This is a genomic window from Pseudomonadales bacterium, from assembly GCA_024234165.1.
In the GTDB taxonomy this organism is placed as follows: domain Bacteria; phylum Pseudomonadota; class Gammaproteobacteria; order Pseudomonadales; family UBA5518; genus UBA5518.
The window spans coordinates 649676-665900 of sequence record JACKOP010000003.1 but is presented as its reverse complement, the minus strand read 5'-3'; the positions used below and the strand labels follow the sequence as shown (position 1 = coordinate 665900).

General features: G+C 65.6%; 15 protein-coding genes. 2 read left to right on the top strand and 13 right to left on the bottom strand.

The genetic code is table 11. The features are described from left to right. Nucleotides 1–57 precede the first annotated feature (57 nt). From H7A12_12365 to H7A12_12305, 13 genes are all read right to left on the bottom strand, one after another. On the bottom strand, nucleotides 58–1245 hold the full coding sequence (locus H7A12_12365) for an acyl-CoA dehydrogenase family protein (GenBank protein MCP5321596.1): 1188 nt from the start codon (nucleotides 1243–1245) through the stop codon (nucleotides 58–60). Further along, a complete protein-coding gene (locus tag H7A12_12360; protein ID MCP5321595.1) occupies nucleotides 1242–2402 on the bottom strand; it encodes an acyl-CoA dehydrogenase family protein in 1161 nt (386 codons plus the stop codon). Before H7A12_12360 ends, H7A12_12365 begins: the two co-directional genes overlap by 4 nt. 50 nt (nucleotides 2403–2452) lie before the next feature. Continuing rightward, the gene (locus tag H7A12_12355; GenBank protein MCP5321594.1) at nucleotides 2453–3334 is read right to left on the bottom strand and encodes an SDR family oxidoreductase; all 882 of its coding nucleotides are present in this window, start codon (nucleotides 3332–3334) and stop codon (nucleotides 2453–2455) included. A 128-nt stretch (nucleotides 3335–3462) separates the two neighbouring features. Then, nucleotides 3463–4629, bottom strand: coding sequence for an acetyl-CoA C-acetyltransferase (locus H7A12_12350; protein MCP5321593.1), 1167 nt, complete (start codon nucleotides 4627–4629; stop codon nucleotides 3463–3465). Between the two features lie 15 nt (nucleotides 4630–4644). Beyond that, nucleotides 4645–5694, bottom strand: coding sequence for an acyl-CoA/acyl-ACP dehydrogenase (locus H7A12_12345; protein ID MCP5321592.1), 1050 nt, complete (start codon nucleotides 5692–5694; stop codon nucleotides 4645–4647). Between the two features lie 10 nt (nucleotides 5695–5704). Continuing rightward, on the bottom strand, nucleotides 5705–6871 hold the full coding sequence (locus tag H7A12_12340; protein ID MCP5321591.1) for an acyl-CoA dehydrogenase family protein: 1167 nt from the start codon (nucleotides 6869–6871) through the stop codon (nucleotides 5705–5707). Nucleotides 6872–6909: 38 nt separating this feature from the next. Next, the gene (locus tag H7A12_12335; GenBank protein MCP5321590.1) at nucleotides 6910–7662 is read right to left on the bottom strand and encodes an enoyl-CoA hydratase family protein; all 753 of its coding nucleotides are present in this window, start codon (nucleotides 7660–7662) and stop codon (nucleotides 6910–6912) included. Between the two features lie 132 nt (nucleotides 7663–7794). Continuing rightward, nucleotides 7795–8853, bottom strand: coding sequence for a nitronate monooxygenase (locus tag H7A12_12330; protein MCP5321589.1), 1059 nt, complete (start codon nucleotides 8851–8853; stop codon nucleotides 7795–7797). An 18-nt stretch (nucleotides 8854–8871) separates the two neighbouring features. After that, nucleotides 8872–9675 carry a ketoacid CoA transferase gene (locus tag H7A12_12325; protein MCP5321588.1) on the bottom strand — a complete coding sequence of 268 codons (804 nt, stop codon included), beginning with the start codon at nucleotides 9673–9675 and terminating at the stop codon, nucleotides 8872–8874. A gap of 16 nt (nucleotides 9676–9691) precedes the next feature. Continuing rightward, nucleotides 9692–10570, bottom strand: coding sequence for a CoA transferase subunit A (locus H7A12_12320; protein ID MCP5321587.1), 879 nt, complete (start codon nucleotides 10568–10570; stop codon nucleotides 9692–9694). A gap of 146 nt (nucleotides 10571–10716) precedes the next feature. Continuing rightward, nucleotides 10717–11214: an Lrp/AsnC family transcriptional regulator gene (locus tag H7A12_12315; protein ID MCP5321586.1), complete on the bottom strand. Its 498-nt coding sequence runs from the start codon at nucleotides 11212–11214 to the stop codon at nucleotides 10717–10719. After that, nucleotides 11207–11704, bottom strand: a complete 498-nt coding sequence (locus tag H7A12_12310) for an Lrp/AsnC family transcriptional regulator (protein MCP5321585.1) — start codon at nucleotides 11702–11704, stop codon at nucleotides 11207–11209. The genes H7A12_12315 and H7A12_12310 overlap by 8 nt, the downstream gene beginning before the upstream one ends. Nucleotides 11705–11723: 19 nt before the next feature. Further along, nucleotides 11724–13295, bottom strand: a complete 1572-nt coding sequence (locus H7A12_12305) for an AMP-binding protein (protein MCP5321584.1) — start codon at nucleotides 13293–13295, stop codon at nucleotides 11724–11726. 247 nt (nucleotides 13296–13542) lie between these two features. Here H7A12_12305 and H7A12_12300 point away from each other — a divergent pair, with 247 nt between their 5' ends. After that, entirely contained in the window at nucleotides 13543–14778 is a 1236-nt protein-coding gene (locus tag H7A12_12300; GenBank protein ID MCP5321583.1) for a diguanylate cyclase, read from the top strand. After that, entirely contained in the window at nucleotides 14775–16148 is a 1374-nt protein-coding gene (locus tag H7A12_12295; protein MCP5321582.1) for an MATE family efflux transporter, read from the top strand. Before H7A12_12300 ends, H7A12_12295 begins: the two co-directional genes overlap by 4 nt. The last annotated feature ends 77 nt before the right edge of the window (nucleotides 16149–16225 follow it).

Below are 16225 nucleotides of genomic sequence, written 5' to 3'. Positions count from 1 at the left end.
GCGAGCATGCGGGGGTCGTGGCGCAAGCCGCGACTTCCGGCGACCACTGTGGCCACCTCAGCGCGCCGCCCGCGGTTCCTTGGGCATTCCGAGCGCACGCTCTGCGATGATGTTGCGCTGGATCTGGTTGGTGCCGCCGTAGATCGTGTCCGAACGCGTGAACAGGAACAGCGACTGCAGCCTCGTCAGCTCGTACGGAGCGCCGGCGATCACCTCGGCCTCCGGACCCAGCACGTCCATCGCGAGCTTGCCGAGATTGCGATGCCACACGGCCCAGTACAGCTTGTATGCGGTTGCCTCGCGCGAGAGCGACCCGTCCTGCGTTCCCGAGAGCATGCGCATCGCGTTGTAGCGCATGATGCGCAGCCCGATCCATGCGTCGGCGATGCGCTGGCGGATCACCGGATCCTTGCCACGCCCGTTGCTCCTGGCGATGCGGATCAGCTCGTCGAGTTCGTTCTGGAACAGCATCTGCTGCCCCAGCGTCGACACGCCGCGCTCGAAGCCGAGCAGTGCCATGCCGATCTTCCAGCCATCACCGGGCTTGCCGAGCATGTCGCCGGCCTCGCAGACGGCGTCGTCGAAGAACACCTCGTTGAATTCCGAGGTGCCGGTGATCTGCTCTATCGGGCGCACCGTCACGCCCGGCTGCTCCATCCTGACCAGGAAGAAACCCAGACCAGCGTGCGCAACCGAGTCCGGATCGGTGCGTGCGATCACGAAGCACCACTGCGACTCGTGCGCCAGCGAAGTCCAGACCTTCTGCCCGTTCAGCAGCCAGCGTCCGTTCTCGAAGCGCGCACGCGTCTTCACGTTCGCCAGATCGGAGCCCGCGCCGGGCTCGGAGTAACCCTGGCACCACAGTTCGGTCCCGTTGCGGATCCCCGCCAGCAGGCGCGCCTTCTGGTCGTCGTTGCCGAACGCGATGATCGTGGGTCCCGCCAGCCCTTCGCCGATATGCCCCATGCGCCCCGGACCGCCCGCACGTGCGTATTCCTCGTGGAAGATCACCTGCTGCTCGATCGATGCACCGCGCCCGCCGTACTCGCGCGGCCAGCCGATGCAGGTCCAGCCTCCCTCGGCCAGGCGCTGCTCCCAGCGCTTGCGCTCGTGCGGAAACATGTGCTCGTCGCCCGGGCCACCGCGGAAACGGATCTGCTCGAACTCACCGCACAGGTTGGCGCGCAACCACTCGGCAACCTCCTGGCGGAAGCGCTCGTCCTCCGCGCTGAAACTGAGCCTCATAGTCCCAACTCCACTGCAATGCGTTCACGGTGTTCGGCCGCATCGCCGAGAAAACTCTCGCTGGCGCGCGCACGCTTGAAGTACAGGTGTACGTCGTACTCCCAGGTGAAGCCCACGCCACCGTGCAACTGCAGCGCGGTACCTGCGTTGAAGAAATACGTTTCGCTGCAATACGCCTTGGCCAGGCTGGCAGCCGCCAGCAGCTCGGCGTCACGGGCGCTGTCGGCAAGCGCTTCGTTCGCCACGCAGCCGGCGTAGTAGACCGCCGAGCGCGCGGCCTCGGCCTTCAGCATCATGTCGGCCGCCTTGTGCTTGATCGCCTGGAAGCTCGCGATCGTACGACCGAACTGCTGGCGCTCCTTCGTGTACGCGACCGCGATATCGAGGATCTGCTGCGCACCTCCGGCCTGCTCGGCGGCCAGCGCGACGGTCGCCAGTCCAAGGATTTTCGCCAGCGCGGCACCGGCTTCCTCACCGGCGGCGTCGAGCAGCGCCGTGGCAGGCACCCGCATCCGCTCCAGCCGAATCGCCGCCAGCTTGCGTGTCTGGTCCAGCGTCGGCAGCAGGCTGCGCTGCACGCCCGCCGCATCCGCCGGTACGGCAAACAGCGCGATGCCCTGCGCGCCACCGCTGCCGGGTGTGCGAGCAGCGACGATCAGCAGATCGGCGCCATGGCCGTCAACGACGTAGCGGTACTCGCCGTCAAGAACATAGCCATCGCCATCGCGCACGAAGGTGGCCGATACACCGCTGGCGTCCCAGCGCCCCGACGCGTCGCACCACGCGAGCGTGGCGCGGCATGAACCGTCCGCGATCGTCGGCAGCCAGCGTTGCTGCTGTTCATTGCCAGCCGCCACCAGCAACGCGTTGGCGCCCAGGCAGACCGAGGAAAAATACGGCGCGCAGAGCAGACGGCGTCCCATCTGCTCCATCAACGCGACCACTTCGACGTAGCCGAGCCCGAGGCCGCCGCAGGCTTCCGGAACATGGATCGCGGTCCAGCACATCTCGCCGGCGATCTTCTGCCACAGCTCCGGGTCGAAACCGGCCTCGGTGGCCATCGCACGACGCACGGCAGCGCAATCGCAATGGTCCGCCAGGAACTGCTCTGCCGTCTCGCGGATCATCTGCTGTTCTTCGGTGAAGGCGAATTCCATCTGAGCCCTCGTGTATCACCCGTGATGAATGCCGTTGCGCCCGGTCACGCTCAGGTGCCGAACACCTTCTGTGCCGGCACTTCCTTCGCGAGCAGTTCGGCCATCGCCTGCGTGATCTCGGCCGGCTCCCAGCGCGCCTGCTTGTCCACTCCCGTGGTGCTGCGCCAGCCGTCGCAGATCGCGATGCGTCCGCCCTCGACCTCGAACACGCGACCCGTGACGTGGGCCGAGGCCTCACTGCCAAGCCACACCACCAGCGGCGCGACGTTGGCCGCGTCGTAGCGGTCGAAGCTGCCGTCGGCCGGTTTTTTCATCATGTCCGCAAACACGTTCTCGGTCATGCCGGTACGCGCCGACGGCGCAAGCGCGTTTGCGGTGATGTTGTAGCGGCGCAGTTCGGCCGCCTGCACCAGCGTCAGCGACGCGATACCGCCCTTGGCCGCCGAGTAGTTCGACTGCCCGACCGCGCCCTGCAGCCCGGCGCCCGAGCTGGTGTTGATGATGCGCCCGCTCACCGTCTTGCCTTCCTTCGCCTGCTGGCGCCAGTGGTTGCAGGCGTGGCTGCTGATGCAGAAGTGCCCCTTCAGGTGCACGCGCATCACGTCGTCCCAGTCCTGTTCGCTGAGGCTGAAGAACATGCGGTCACGACAGATGCCGGCGTTGTTCACCACCACGTGCAGATCGCCGAAGGCGTCGAGCGCTGCCTTCACGATCAGCGCCGAATCCTGGTAGTTCGTGATGTCGTTGCTGTTGGCAATCGCCCTGCCACCGCCAGCGGCGATTTCGCTCACGGTACGTGCAGCGGCTTCCGGGTTGATGTCGTTGATCACCACGGATGCGCCTTCCTTCGCGAAAGCCAGCGCGTACTCGCGCCCGAGTCCGCCGCCGGCACCAGTGATGATCACGACGCGTCCGTCACAGATTCCTGCCATGTCCAGTTCTCCCGTTCGGTTCAGATGTTCGGTGGGTCGGGTTTCAATCCGACACGCGTGTCGGCATGAATGCCGACCTATAAATCCATGTCGGCATGAATGCCGACCTACATGGCATGAATGCCGACCTACAGTCGCTCGATGATCGTCACGTTCGCCTGGCCGCCACCCTCGCACATCGTCTGCAGCCCGAAGCGCCCGCCGCTGCGCTCGAGTTCATGCAACAGCGTCGTCATCAGCTTCGCACCGCTCGCACCCAGCGGGTGACCCAGCGCGATCGCACCACCATTCACGTTCGTGCGCGCGTGCGGATAGCCGGTCTCCTTCAGCCAGGCCATCACGACCGAGGCGAAGGCCTCGTTGATCTCGACCAGGTCGATGTCCTCGAGCTTCATTCCCGAGCGTTGCAGTGCGTAGCGGGTCGCCGGGATGGGCGCGGTCAGGTGCCAGATCGGATCGTCGGCACGTACGCTCAGGTGATGGATGCGTGCACGCGGGCGCAGACCATAGCGCTTCAGTGCGGCCTCGGAGACCACCAGCACGGCCGCTGCCGCGTCGCAGGTCGAACTGGAAACCGCAGCGGTGATGCCCGGGTACACCGGGTTGACCGGCGCCAGCGTCGCCATCTTCTCGAGCGTGCTGAGGCGCGCGGTCTCGTCCATGCGAAACACCGAACCGTCCGGCAGCGTGTACGGCACCACCTCGCGATCGAAGCGGCCCTCGGCGATCGCCTTCAGCGCTCGATCGTGACTCTCCTTCGAGAACACCTCCATCGCTTCGCGGCTGACGCCCCAGTGATCGGCGATGCGCTGCGCGGCATAGAACTGGTCGACCGGGGCATCACCGAAGCGGGCGCGCCAGCCGATGCTTTCCGCGAACGGTGTGGTGAATCCGAGCGGCTGCCCGGCCAGCATCGCCGAGGAGATCGGAATGCTGCTCATCGTCTGCACACCGCCTGCCAGCACCACGTCCTGCGTGCCGCTCATCACCGCCTGCGCGGCGAAATGCACCGCCTGCTGCGAGCTGCCGCACTGGCGATCGATCGTGGTACCCGGGACGGAGAGCGGCATGCCTGCGACCAGCCAGGCCGTGCGCGCAATATCGCCGGCAAGCGCGCCGATGGTATCCACGCAGCCGAAGATCACGTCGTCATAGTCTTCGGCAGGAATCGCGTTGCGCTCGACGATCGCACGGATCACGTGTGCGCCGAGATCGGCGCCGTGCACCGCGGCCAGCGAACCCTTGCGCTTGCCGGTGGGCGAACGCAGCGCGTCGACGATGTAGGCTTCGGCCATGGTGTGTTCCTCCGTTCAGAATGTGTTGCCGGCGCCGATCGCAGCACCCTCGGCAAGCACGAAATCCGCGACGCGCAGCTTGTGCAGCGCACGGTCTCCCCACGCGTTGTCGAGTGTCCACGCGCGCTTGGCGAAGATGTGCAGGTCGACTTCCCACGTGTAACCCATCGCGCCGTGCACCTGGATGCCGTTGCGCGCCGCCAGCAGTGCGGCTTCGCTGGTTGCGATCCTGGCGTGCGAGACCGACACCGCTACCCGTGCCGTATCGTTTGCGACGTCATAGGCAGCGCGATGTACCGTCGCCTTGGCGTACTCGAGCTTCACGGCCACGTTCGCCATCAGGTGCTGCACGGCCTGGAAGGTGCCGATCGCCTGCCCGAACTGCTTGCGATCGCGCGTGTACGCGACCGAGATATCGATCATGCGCTGGGCCAATCCCAGGCACTGGGCGGCAGCGCCGAGCGCGCCGCGGTTCAACGCCGCATCGATCAGCGCACGACCCGCAGCGCCCGCGGCGATGCAGCTTTGCGCCGACGGCGTCCAGTCGACCCGAAACAGGCGCCGCGACGGATCCAGACTCTCGTTGGCGACAGGCGTCACATCCGCACGCCGCACCGCATGCATCTCTTCGCCGTGCTGCAGCAACAGCAGGTCCGCCACGTGCGCATCGGCAACCAGCGGGTGACATTCGAGGCCGATCGCAAGCTTCGCCTCGCCGGCAGCAACGCGCGGCAGCCACTCGGCGGCAACCCCGGCATCGGCACAGCGTGCGAGCAGCGGCGCACCGACCAGCACCGTATCGATCAGCGGCTCCGGCAGCGCCACGTAGCCCATTTCCTCGGCGAGCAGCACGAAGTCGAGCTCGTTCATGCCGAGCCCGCCGTGCTCTTCGGCGACCGTGATGCCGGTCAGCCCGAGCCCCACAAGCTGCGCCCACAGTTCGTCCGAACGCCCGGTCGGGGTTTCCCACGCCGCACGTATGCGTTCAGGGGTGACTTCGGCGACCAGGAACTCGCGCACCGTGCGCTGGAACAGTCGCTGGTCTTCGCTGAAACGGAAATCCATGTCCCCTCCCTCAGGCACGTGGCATGCCGAGCATGCGCTGGGCGATGATGTTGCGCTGGATCTCGTTGGCGCCGGCGTAGATGGTGCCGGACTGCGCGAACAGGAAGCCGTCGAGCCAGTTGCCGACCGCACCCGCGTCGGGAGCGTGCGGCCACAGCTCGGCACGTGCGCCGAGAATGCTCAGCGCGGTCTCGTGCATGCGCTGGTCGAGTTCGGACCAGAAGATCTTGTTGGTGCTCGATTCCTCGCCGATCTTGCCACCGGCATTCAGGCGGCACGCGGTCTGGTAGGTGGTGAGGCAGTACGCTTCGGCGTCCATCCAGGCCCGCAGCACTGCCTCGCGCACCATCGGATCACGGTCGGCGCTCTCGCGATTGGCCCGGTACAGCTCGACCAGGCGTGCGGCCGTCTGCTGGAAACGCGCCGGGCTGCGCAGCATCAGGCCGCGCTCGAAGCCCGCCGTGGCCATTGCGACCTTCCAGCCCTTGCCTTCCTCGCCGAGGCGGCAGTCGAGCGGCACCTTCACGTTGTCGAAGAAGATCTCGGCAAAACCCGGCAAACCGTCGAGCTGCGGAATCGGGCGTACCGTGATGCCTTCGAGGTTCAACGGCACGAGGATGAACGTCAGGCCGTTGTGGCGCTCCGAACCAGGATCGGTACGGAACATGCCGAAGCACCAGTCGGCCCATACCGCGCGCGTCGACCACGTCTTCTGCCCATTGATCACGTAGTGATCGCCCTGGCGCTCGGCGCGCGAGCGGATCGCCGCCATGTCGGAACCGGCGCCGGGTTCGGACCAGCCCTGGCACCAGACCTCCTCGCCGGTCGCCATCTTCGGCAGGAAGCGCTTCTTCTGCTCGGCGGTACCGTATTCCATCAGCGTGGGACCAAGCAGGAAGATGCCGTTCTGGTTCACGCGCAGTGGTGCGCCGGCCCGCCAGTATTCCTCCTCGAAGATCAACCATTCGATCAGGTCGCAACCGCGCCCGCCGAGTTCCTCGGGCCATGTCACCATGCCCCAGCGGCCGCCATTCAGTTTCGCTTCCCACTCGCGGTGCTGGCGAAAACCCTCTGCGGTATCGAAGCTCTGCAACGGCTCCGCCGGCACGCTGGCCGCGAGCCAGGCACGGACTTCCTGGCGGAATGTCCGCTGTTTTTCGGTATAGCCCAGATCCATGTGTTCGCGTCTCCGGTCAAACGGTTGCGGCGAGAGATTCAGAAGCTCGCGTCGCGCTTCTGCACGAAGGCGTCACGCGCCTCCTGCGAGTCCTTGGTGGTATAGGCCTCGAGCGTGAAGCCCTGCTCGCTGCGGTACTTGTCCTCGAGATTGCCGTCCTCGATGCCGTTCAGCGCTTCCTTGGCAAGACGGATCATCGCGGGGCTCTTGGCCGCGATCTTTGCCGCGATCTCGCGCGCCGTTGCCCGCAACTGCTCGCGCGGCACCACACGCTCGATCGCGCCGAGGCGGTAGGCTTCCTGCGCGTCGATCATCTCGCCGGTGAAGTACATGTAGCGCACCTTCTGCACCGGGAACAGCCGCTGCAGGTGCGCACCCCCTCCCATTGCGCCACGATCGACCTCCGGAACGCCAAAGCGCGCGCACTCGGAGGCGACCACGATATCGGCCGCACCGCTGATGCCAATGCCGCCACCGAGCACGAAGCCGTGCACCGCAACGATCACCGGCTTTGGATTGCGGTGCACCGCCTTGAACGTGTCGTAGTTGCCCTTGTTGACCTTCACGATCACGTTGCGGTCGGCAGCAAGCTCCTTGATATCGACGCCGGCGCAGAAGCCCCGGCCTTCGGCTGCGATGATGATCACGCGCACGGCGTCGTCCTGCCCGAGTGCCTCGATCTCGGCGGCGATCGCCGCCCAGCCGTTGCTGTCGAAGGCGTTGACGGGCGGATGATCGAACACCAGTTCGGCGATACCTTCGCTGATCGTGGTCGTGAATGGTTTGCCCATGGTGCCTCTCTCTGTGGTGTTCCCTGTATCCGTCGGCATGAATGCCGACCTACGGCGTGGGTCGGGTTTCAACCCGACATCCATATCGGCATGAATGCCGACCTACAAATTCATGTCGGCATGAATGCCGACCTACGTGGCGCGCTTCGCCAGGCTCGCTAGGCACTCCTCGGCCTCGCGCACGATGCGCGCGATCAGATCAGCACAACTTGGCAGATCGTCGATCACGCCAGCCACCTGTCCGCTCGGCAGCACGCCTTCGGCAGGGCGGCCCTCGACCATCGCGCGCTGGATGATCATCGGCGCGTTCGCCGACATGATCGCCTGCGCCGGCGTGAGACCGTCGTCACGCTGCATCGCAATCGCCGCCTTCAGCAACTGTGACAACGAAGCACCTGTATGCTGGCGGAACGCCAGGCCGTTGCGGATCGCGATCAGCAGCCTTTTCAGCGGCCCTGCTCGTTCGAGTTCGACAAGCACCTCGTTCATGATCATGCGCTGCGGCAACCCGTCCATCGCGGTCGAAACCACGATGTCGGCCGGGTTCTTGCACGCGATGTAACGGTCTTTCGTCACCTGCGGCACCGGGCTGTCCGAGGTCATCAGGAAGCGCGTTCCCATCGCGATACCCTCGGCGCCGAAAGCCAGCGCGGCGACCAGTCCACGACCATCCTTGAAGCCACCGGCAGCGACCACCGGCGCCTTCACGGCCTTCACCACGGCCGGCAGCAGCAGCGTGGTTGGCACCGAACCGGTATGCCCTCCACCTTCGCCACCCTGTACGGTCACCACGTCGGCGCCGAGTTCGATCGCCTTGACCGCGTGCTTCACAGCGCCGACGGTCGGCATGCAGACGACGCCTGCATCTTTCAGCTTGCGGATGAACTCCTTGCCCGGTGAACGGCTGTAGCTCACCGCACGTACGCCGTATTTCACGACGAGCGCGACGATGTCCGCAGCATTCGGCTGATACATATGGAAATTCACGCCGAACGGCTGCGAGGTCAGCTCCTTCGTGCGCAGGATGTCACGCTCCATCTGCTCGGCAGGGATGGTCGCACCGGCCAGGAAGCCGAAACCGCCGGCGTTGCAGGTCGAGGCGACCAGCTTCGGATCGGCAATCCAGCCCATTGCGGTCTGTACCACCGGATAGCGGCACCCAAGCAGCTCGGTCAGACGGGTATCGAGCACGGTTTGTCTCCCTCGCTGTCAGCGAGCCGAGCGATCGCCCGGCGGGTTGTCCTTGATCTCGCGCGCGCGCAGGTTGTGCGGATCCATGCGCCGGATCACCTCGAGCTGCGTCGCAGTAGGCGCCGGCGTGGTCACCACGTCACCCGGAATACAGATCGGGAAGCCGGTGTTCTGCGCGACCTGCTCGGCACTGATGCCCGGATGCAGCGAACGCAGCCGGAGCTGGTGATCCGGTCCGCCGAAGTCCATCACGCACAGATCGGTGATCACCAGCCGGATATCGACCAGCTCTTCCATCGTGTAGCCCTTCGGCATGCGCGCCGGGTTGTAGCCGATCGAGGCCACCACGTCGCACTCACCATCCTTGAACACGCGCGAACTGTGCGCGGGCACGAAGAACGAGTTGGCATGATTGATCGAATTTCCGGGAAAGCCGCGCACGCCCAGCATCATCGCCTTCGGCTTCGCATAGTCGCCGATGCACGAGATGTTCGCCTGACCGAAGCGATCGATCTGGGTCGGGCCGACCATCGCATGGCGCTTGCCGCCCCAGACGTTGTCGAAGATCCGCGAGAAGCCCATCCACGTCTCGTACTGCGGGCGGAAATCGGCCGGACGCGGACCCATCGGATTCGGCACCGACAGCAGGAAGGCCTCGGAGTCGGTCATCAGCAGGTCCGGGTTCGAAGTCAGCATCGACAGTGATGCAGCCAGACGCGGAACCGTGCCGATGCCGGTGGCAAGCACTTCGCCGTCGTGACGCCAGGCCTCGGAAGCCGCGCAGATCAGCAGTTCCGCCAGGGTGTATTCGCTCGTTGCCATCGTCGCAGACCTCTGATCAGTACACAGGAAGCGCAAGCTTGCGGATCGCGTCCAGGCCGCCCACCGCCTGCTGGTAATGTGCCTCGGAATCGCCCACATACCGGCTCATGTACTCGGCCCAGCCGTTCTCGGCCGCGGCAGACGCCTGGTACTCCTTGAAGTGGGGCACGTCGAAGCCGTACAGCGGATTGCAGCTGCTCGGATGCGCGCCGCCGGGAATATGCACCACGCCGGTGGTTTCCGAACGCTCCCAGTAGACGTGGCGCGCCTCCTCGGGCGAGGCGAAGAACGCGGTATCGACGAGCTCGTCGCAACTCACGTAGGTCCTGGCCGCAGCGCGGGCCATCACATCGTCCATGTAATGGTCCGGCCCCTTGATCTGGCAGACCCCGCGCGCGTCGGCACGATCGACGTGGATCAGCGCGGCATCGAGCGGCAGTGCCGGCATCGCGACCAGCTCGCGTCCGTCGGCGTACGGCGACATGATCGTCTTGATCTGTGGATTGTGCCGCAGCACGTCGGTGCCAAAACCGAGGCGGGTCGGCAGGAACGGCACGCGCATCGCTGCTGCACGCAGGCCGAGCAGATACATGCCCTCGTCGATTTCCATCACCTCGATCTCGCCGCGCTGGCGCGCCAGACGGAAATACGGCTCGAGCGGAATGAAGTCCAGTGTCACGAACGCGAACACCAGCTTGCGCACCTTGCCGGCCGCACACAGCATGCCCACATCGGCGCCACCGTACGCGACCACCGTGAGGTCACGCAGATCCGATCGCAGGATCTCGCGTACCAGCGCCATCGGCTTGCGCCGCGGCCCCCAGCCTCCGATGCCGATCGTCATGCCATTGCGCAGCTGACCGATCACCTCTGCCGCACTCATCGTCTTGTTCATCGCGGTGCTTCCTCACCCTCGCCGGACAACGGGCCGGCAGTATAACCCTTTTGACCTGGCATCAATGAAATGAATCGCTGCTTTCTACGCATATCGTTTGCGATGACTGCATCAAAACCGGAATGCAACAGAGAAACCCTGCCACGCTACGCATTTTGCCGCTCCTGCGACGTACTGCACGGTACGATACGACTGATCCGGTAGTCGTGCTTCACGAAACGCGCCCCCAGCGAACACTCGGCGCGGCGCACACCCTCGATCGCATACACGTTGGCGTGCAGGAACGCACTCAACTGCTCCGCCGACTGCACCATCGTGATCGCCAGAATATCGAAACGCCCGACCATGATAGCGACGAAACCGATCTGCGGGTCACGCGCCAGCGCCTCGGCGACCGCCCGGCTGTAACTGCCACGCTCCACCTCGACACGAATGAACGCCAGCGCCGGGTTCACCAGCTTGCGGATGTTCGTGATCGCGGTGATCCGGATCTGTCCCTCTTCCTCCATGCGCCGGATGCGTGCCCGCACCGTGCCTTCGGTGACCCCCAGCACCTCCGCGATACGCCGGTTGCTGGTGCGCGCATCGCGCACCAGATGGTCGAGGATGCGCTGGTCGACCTCGTCGAGGCGCCGCTCAGTCATCGAAGGGCACCCAGTCGGGCTGGTTCTTCAATACATCGACGGCGAGTCCGGTCAGGATGCGACGCACCCCGGCGATGTTCACCAGTCGATCCGTCACGAGCTCCGCCAGATGTTCGTGGTCACGCGCCACCATCAGCAGTTCGATATCGTGCGTGCCAACGACCAGACTGACCGAAAACACCTCGTCGATGGTGGCCAGCGCCTCGGCGACCTCGATCGCCGGGCGTCCGTCGACCTCGACACCGACCGCCAGCAGCAGCTCGTAGCCAACCGCCTCGGCATCGGCCACCGCGACCACCTTCATGGTGCCCGAGGATTCGAGCTGGCGCACCCGCGCGCGCACGGCGGATTCGGTCAGATCGAGCGTGTCGGCGAGGGCACGGAACGCCATCCTGCCGTCGGCGCGCAGCAGCTCGATCAGCCGCCGGTCCGTCTCGTCCAGCCCGGCCATATGTGCCAGGCGCGGCTCGCGCGGCGACGCCTCGCTCATGGCGCGCTCGCCACCGTGTTCAGGCGGGCTGCCCGCGCAGCACGGTCTTCTGCACCTTGCCGGCCGCGTTGACCGGCAGCGCAGCCACGAACTCGACGCTGCGCGGCACCTTGTAGTTCGCCATGTTGCGCCGGCACCAGTCGATCACGCCCTGCTCGGTCAGCGCAGCGTCCGCTCGCAGCACGATGAACGCCTTCGCCACTTCCCCCATGCGCTCGTCGGGCACACCGATCACCGCTGCCTGCGCGACGCCGTCGAGCGAACACAGCAGATTCTCGATCTCGGCCGGATAGCAGTTGAAGCCGCCGACGATGAACATGTCCTTGATGCGATCCGTGATACGCAGATAACCCTCCGCGTTCAGGACGCCGATGTCGCCGGTCTTCAGCCAGCCATCGGGAGTGATTGCCTCCGCAGTCGCGATCGGATCGTCGAAATAGCCCTGCATGACGTTGTAGCCGCGCACCCACACCTCGCCGGGCTCGCCGGCCGGCACCGGCTCACCGGCTGCACTGGCACAGATCACCTCGACCCCCGGCATGGCGCGCCCTGCCGTCGTCGCGACCAGCTCGGGCTCATCGTCGAGACCGCTGATCGTGACCACACCACAGGTTTCCGTCAGCCCGTAGGCGGTAAGCACCGTGCGAAAGCCCAGCTCGCTGCGCATGCGCCGGATCAGGTCAACGGGCACCGACGCAGCGCCGGTGACTGCCAGGCGCAGTGACGACAGGTCGTAGTTCTGACGCTCCGGATGCGCGAGCAGCGACTGGTAGATCGTCGGCGGCCCGGGCAGCATGCTGACACGCTCGAACTGGACACGACGCAACACCTCGGTGACATCGAAGTTTGCCACCGGCAGGATGCACGCGCCGCGGATGATTGCCGCGAGCCAACCGGCCCTGTAACCGAAGGAGTGGAAGAAGGGGTTGATGATCAGGTAATTGTCACCGGCCGTGAGGCCTACGGTGCGGCTCCAGGTATCGAAGCTGCGGATATTCTGCGCGTGTCCGCACATCACACCCTTCGGCTTGCCGGTAGTACCCGAAGTGAACATCAGGTCGAGCGTATCCAGCGGCATCACGCGCGCTGCCAGTCGCTCGACCTCTGCGTCGGCTACCGCACCTCCCCGTGCGACGAAATCATCCCAGCCTGCGTGAGCGCCACGTGCCTGACCGAACAGCACGATGCGCTCGAGCGCCGGCAGGTCCTGGTTCTCGAGCATCTCCGGGTAATGGTTGCCGGCGAACTCGGACACGGTGAACAGCAGCCGCGCCCCGCTACGCTGCAGGATGTACGCCGCCTCCGCCCCCTTCATGCGCGTATTCAGCGGCACCAGCACGGCCCCGATGCTCTGTGCACCGACGGCGGCAAGGATCCACTCGTGGCGGTTCGGTGCCCAGATCGCGATGCGATCGCCGTGACGTATGCCGGCGGCAACCAGCGCCCGCGAAGCCTCACGGCAACGGGCTGCCAGCGCGATGAAATCGAGCGTCAATTCGCCTTCGACGAGTGCCGCACGCTCACCGTGCGTCGCTGCCGCCCACGCGATCAGTTGCGGCATCACCTGCGGTATGGCGAATTCTTCCTGCATTGGATCCTCCGATGAGATATCGCATCTTCATGCCACTGTATCGACGCAAAATGATACTTTTGCCGCCCGAGCAGCACAAGAATTCGTAATGTAACAGCCTGGAATCTGCGCATCGATTTCGACACGAACCACGCTCCACGGCCCCGCACACAAGCACGCTGCCGCTGTCTGCTTACAGGCGCTTCGTCTATCCTTTGGCCAACGCCGATCCCGGGCACACCCACTGGCCTTGACCAGGCATGACCGCATGAGCGAAACCATTGCAGCGGCACAGGCAGCCTACCGCGAAAGCCGCGCCGAACATAATGCCCGCGTTCGCTGGTACTACGCCATGCCGCTGCTCGCCATCGCAGCCGTGATGCTGGTGGCCCACCTGATGGGCGGCTCGATGGCGCGACTCGGGCTGCGCGGCACGGTCCAGGGCTACGCGATGGTGTTTGCGTATCTGGCGCTGATCGCGCTGGCGGGCTTCCTGGGAGGGCCGCGATCCCGGGTACGCGCCCCCCGTCTGCGGCAGTTGCTGGACGATACCTGGATGCTGCTGCTGATGCCCGGAGCCGGCGCACTGGCGGCGCTCGACGCCGTCAGCGGCGATATCTCCGCGTTCACGATGATCTGTCTGCCGGTGGCGATCTTTCACAGCACACGGGTGCGAGCCGCGATCGCACTGCAGGCCTGCGGCTTCGCATGCGCCGCGGCCGGCATCCTGCTGCAGGCGCGGCTCGACCCGATCTCGCGATCGGTGCTGCTGACCGTGATCGCGCTCAGCTCCACCGTGTTCGCATACATCGGGATCCATCTCGAGCGTAACCGCAGGCGCGCTTTCGTTGCCGGCTGGGAACTCGCCGCGCACTCAAAGACGCTGGAGGAGCTCAACGCACGGCTCGAAGGGAACAATCAGACGCTTGCGCAGCACGGCGACGAGCTTGCACAGCTCAACGCGGAGCTCGAAACACGCAGCGCCGAACTCGAAGCCGCGAACCGGCGTCTCGAGGAGCTGGCGGGCACCGACCCGCTGACCGGCGTCGCGAACCGTCGTCAATTGTTCGAAGCGATAGACCGCGAATTCGGCCGTGCGCGCCGCTTCGACAACGAGCTCGCCCTGGCGGTGCTCGACCTCGACAATTTCGGCCCGGTCAACAAGATGCATGGGGTAATCGCCGGTGACGAGGTGCTGCGCGATTTCGCCGCCACGCTGCGCAGCCAGGTGCGCAGCATCGACATGGTCGCGCGCTACGGCGGCGAGGAGTTCGTGGTCGCGATGCCGGACTGCTCTGCAGCCGCGGCGCTGCAGCTGCTGGAGCGCGTGCGCGTGCACCTCGAGGCAACCCCGCTCAGTTCGCGGCGCATCGCGATCACCTTCAGCTCCGGTGTGGCGGAGCTTGCGCCCGACGATCATGACACCGCCAACATGCTGCACCGCGCGGATGGGGCGCTGCGCAAGGCCAAGGCCGCGGGCAAGAACCGGGTGGAACGCGGTTGAACGCGATCCGTCAGCCGAGCATCGACGCCTCGCCCGTCTCGATCACCGCGATCCTGTCCCTGGCGCTGCCATCGAGCGCGGTGTTCCTGGTCGGAACACTGGTCGCGGTGATGATGATCCGCTTTGCTGCGGGCCTCGGTGCGGATGCGGTCGCCGCAGTGAGTGCCGGGACGCGCCTCTACAACGTGTTCTTCGCTGTCGCGACCGGGATCAACGCCGGTGCGCTGGCGCTGATCGCCAACGCGTGGGGCGGCGGCCTGCGCGAAGAGGCCGAACAGTATTTCGCGGTATCGCTGCTGATTGCACTGCTGCTCGGTGCGGCGGTCACGCTGCTGACCTGGATCGGCGCCGACTGGCTGATCGGACGCTTCGGACTCGACCCCGGCGCGCACGCCAGCGCCGTGAGCTTCATCTGCTGGCTGTCACTGTTCTATCCACTGATCGGCACCTCGCTGGTCTTCGGGTCCGGGCTGCGCGCGGCCGGCGACGCACACACGCCGATGTTCGTTGCGTTACTGGTCAACCTGGCGTCCGCGCTGCTCGCGTGGCGCTGGAGCGTCGTTCCACCGTTCGGTCATGCCCCCCATGTGCGCTACATCGCGCTCGGCATGGGGCTAGGCAACACGGCCGGCTTCGTGCTCACGATCCTGTGGTGGCGCAGCGGGCGGCTACGGCTCGCGATCGCGCGGCCGGATCATCGCTACCGCGAGCGCCTGCGCGCGCTGTGGCAGATCGGATATCCGGCGGCGATCGAACAGGGGCTGCTGCAGGTCGGTCTGATCGCGTTCCTGTGGGTGGTCGCACATTACGGTACGCCCGCGTTTGCCGCCTACGGCAGCAGTGTGAGCCTGATGTCACTCGCCATGGTGGTCGGCTTCGGATTTGCCATCGCCGTTTCGGTACTGGTGGCACAGCAACTCGGCGCAGGATCGCCCGCGAACGCCCGTCGTGTCGCACTGCGCGCCCTGGGCGTAACGGCCGCGATGCTGAGCGTGCCCGGACTGCTGCTGGCGTGGTACGCACACCCGGTTGCGTTGTGGCTGACCGGCGATACAGCGATCGCTGATCACATGGTACCGATCATCTACGCATTCACCGTGACACTGCCGTTGCTCGCCGTCGAATTCTGCATCGGTGGGGCGCTGCGCGGTGCCGGCGACACCCGCTTTCCGGTACTCAACGTGCTGGTTGGGCTGGTGGTGGTGCGCTTTGGGCTTGCACTGCTGCTGTGGCAGCTCGATTTCGCGGTCGAGTGGATCTACGCCACCCTGATCGCCGACTACGCAGTGAAATCGGTGTTGTTGATGCGCCGTTTTCGCTCCAGTCGCTGGATCAAGCTGCCCGTCGCAAACCCGGCTCCAGGCGAATGAGCCGTCATCGACCTGCCTGTCGAAGGATTTGACAGTTCACCCGGAGCCTGCCTTCGATTTCACGGTATCTGATTGAT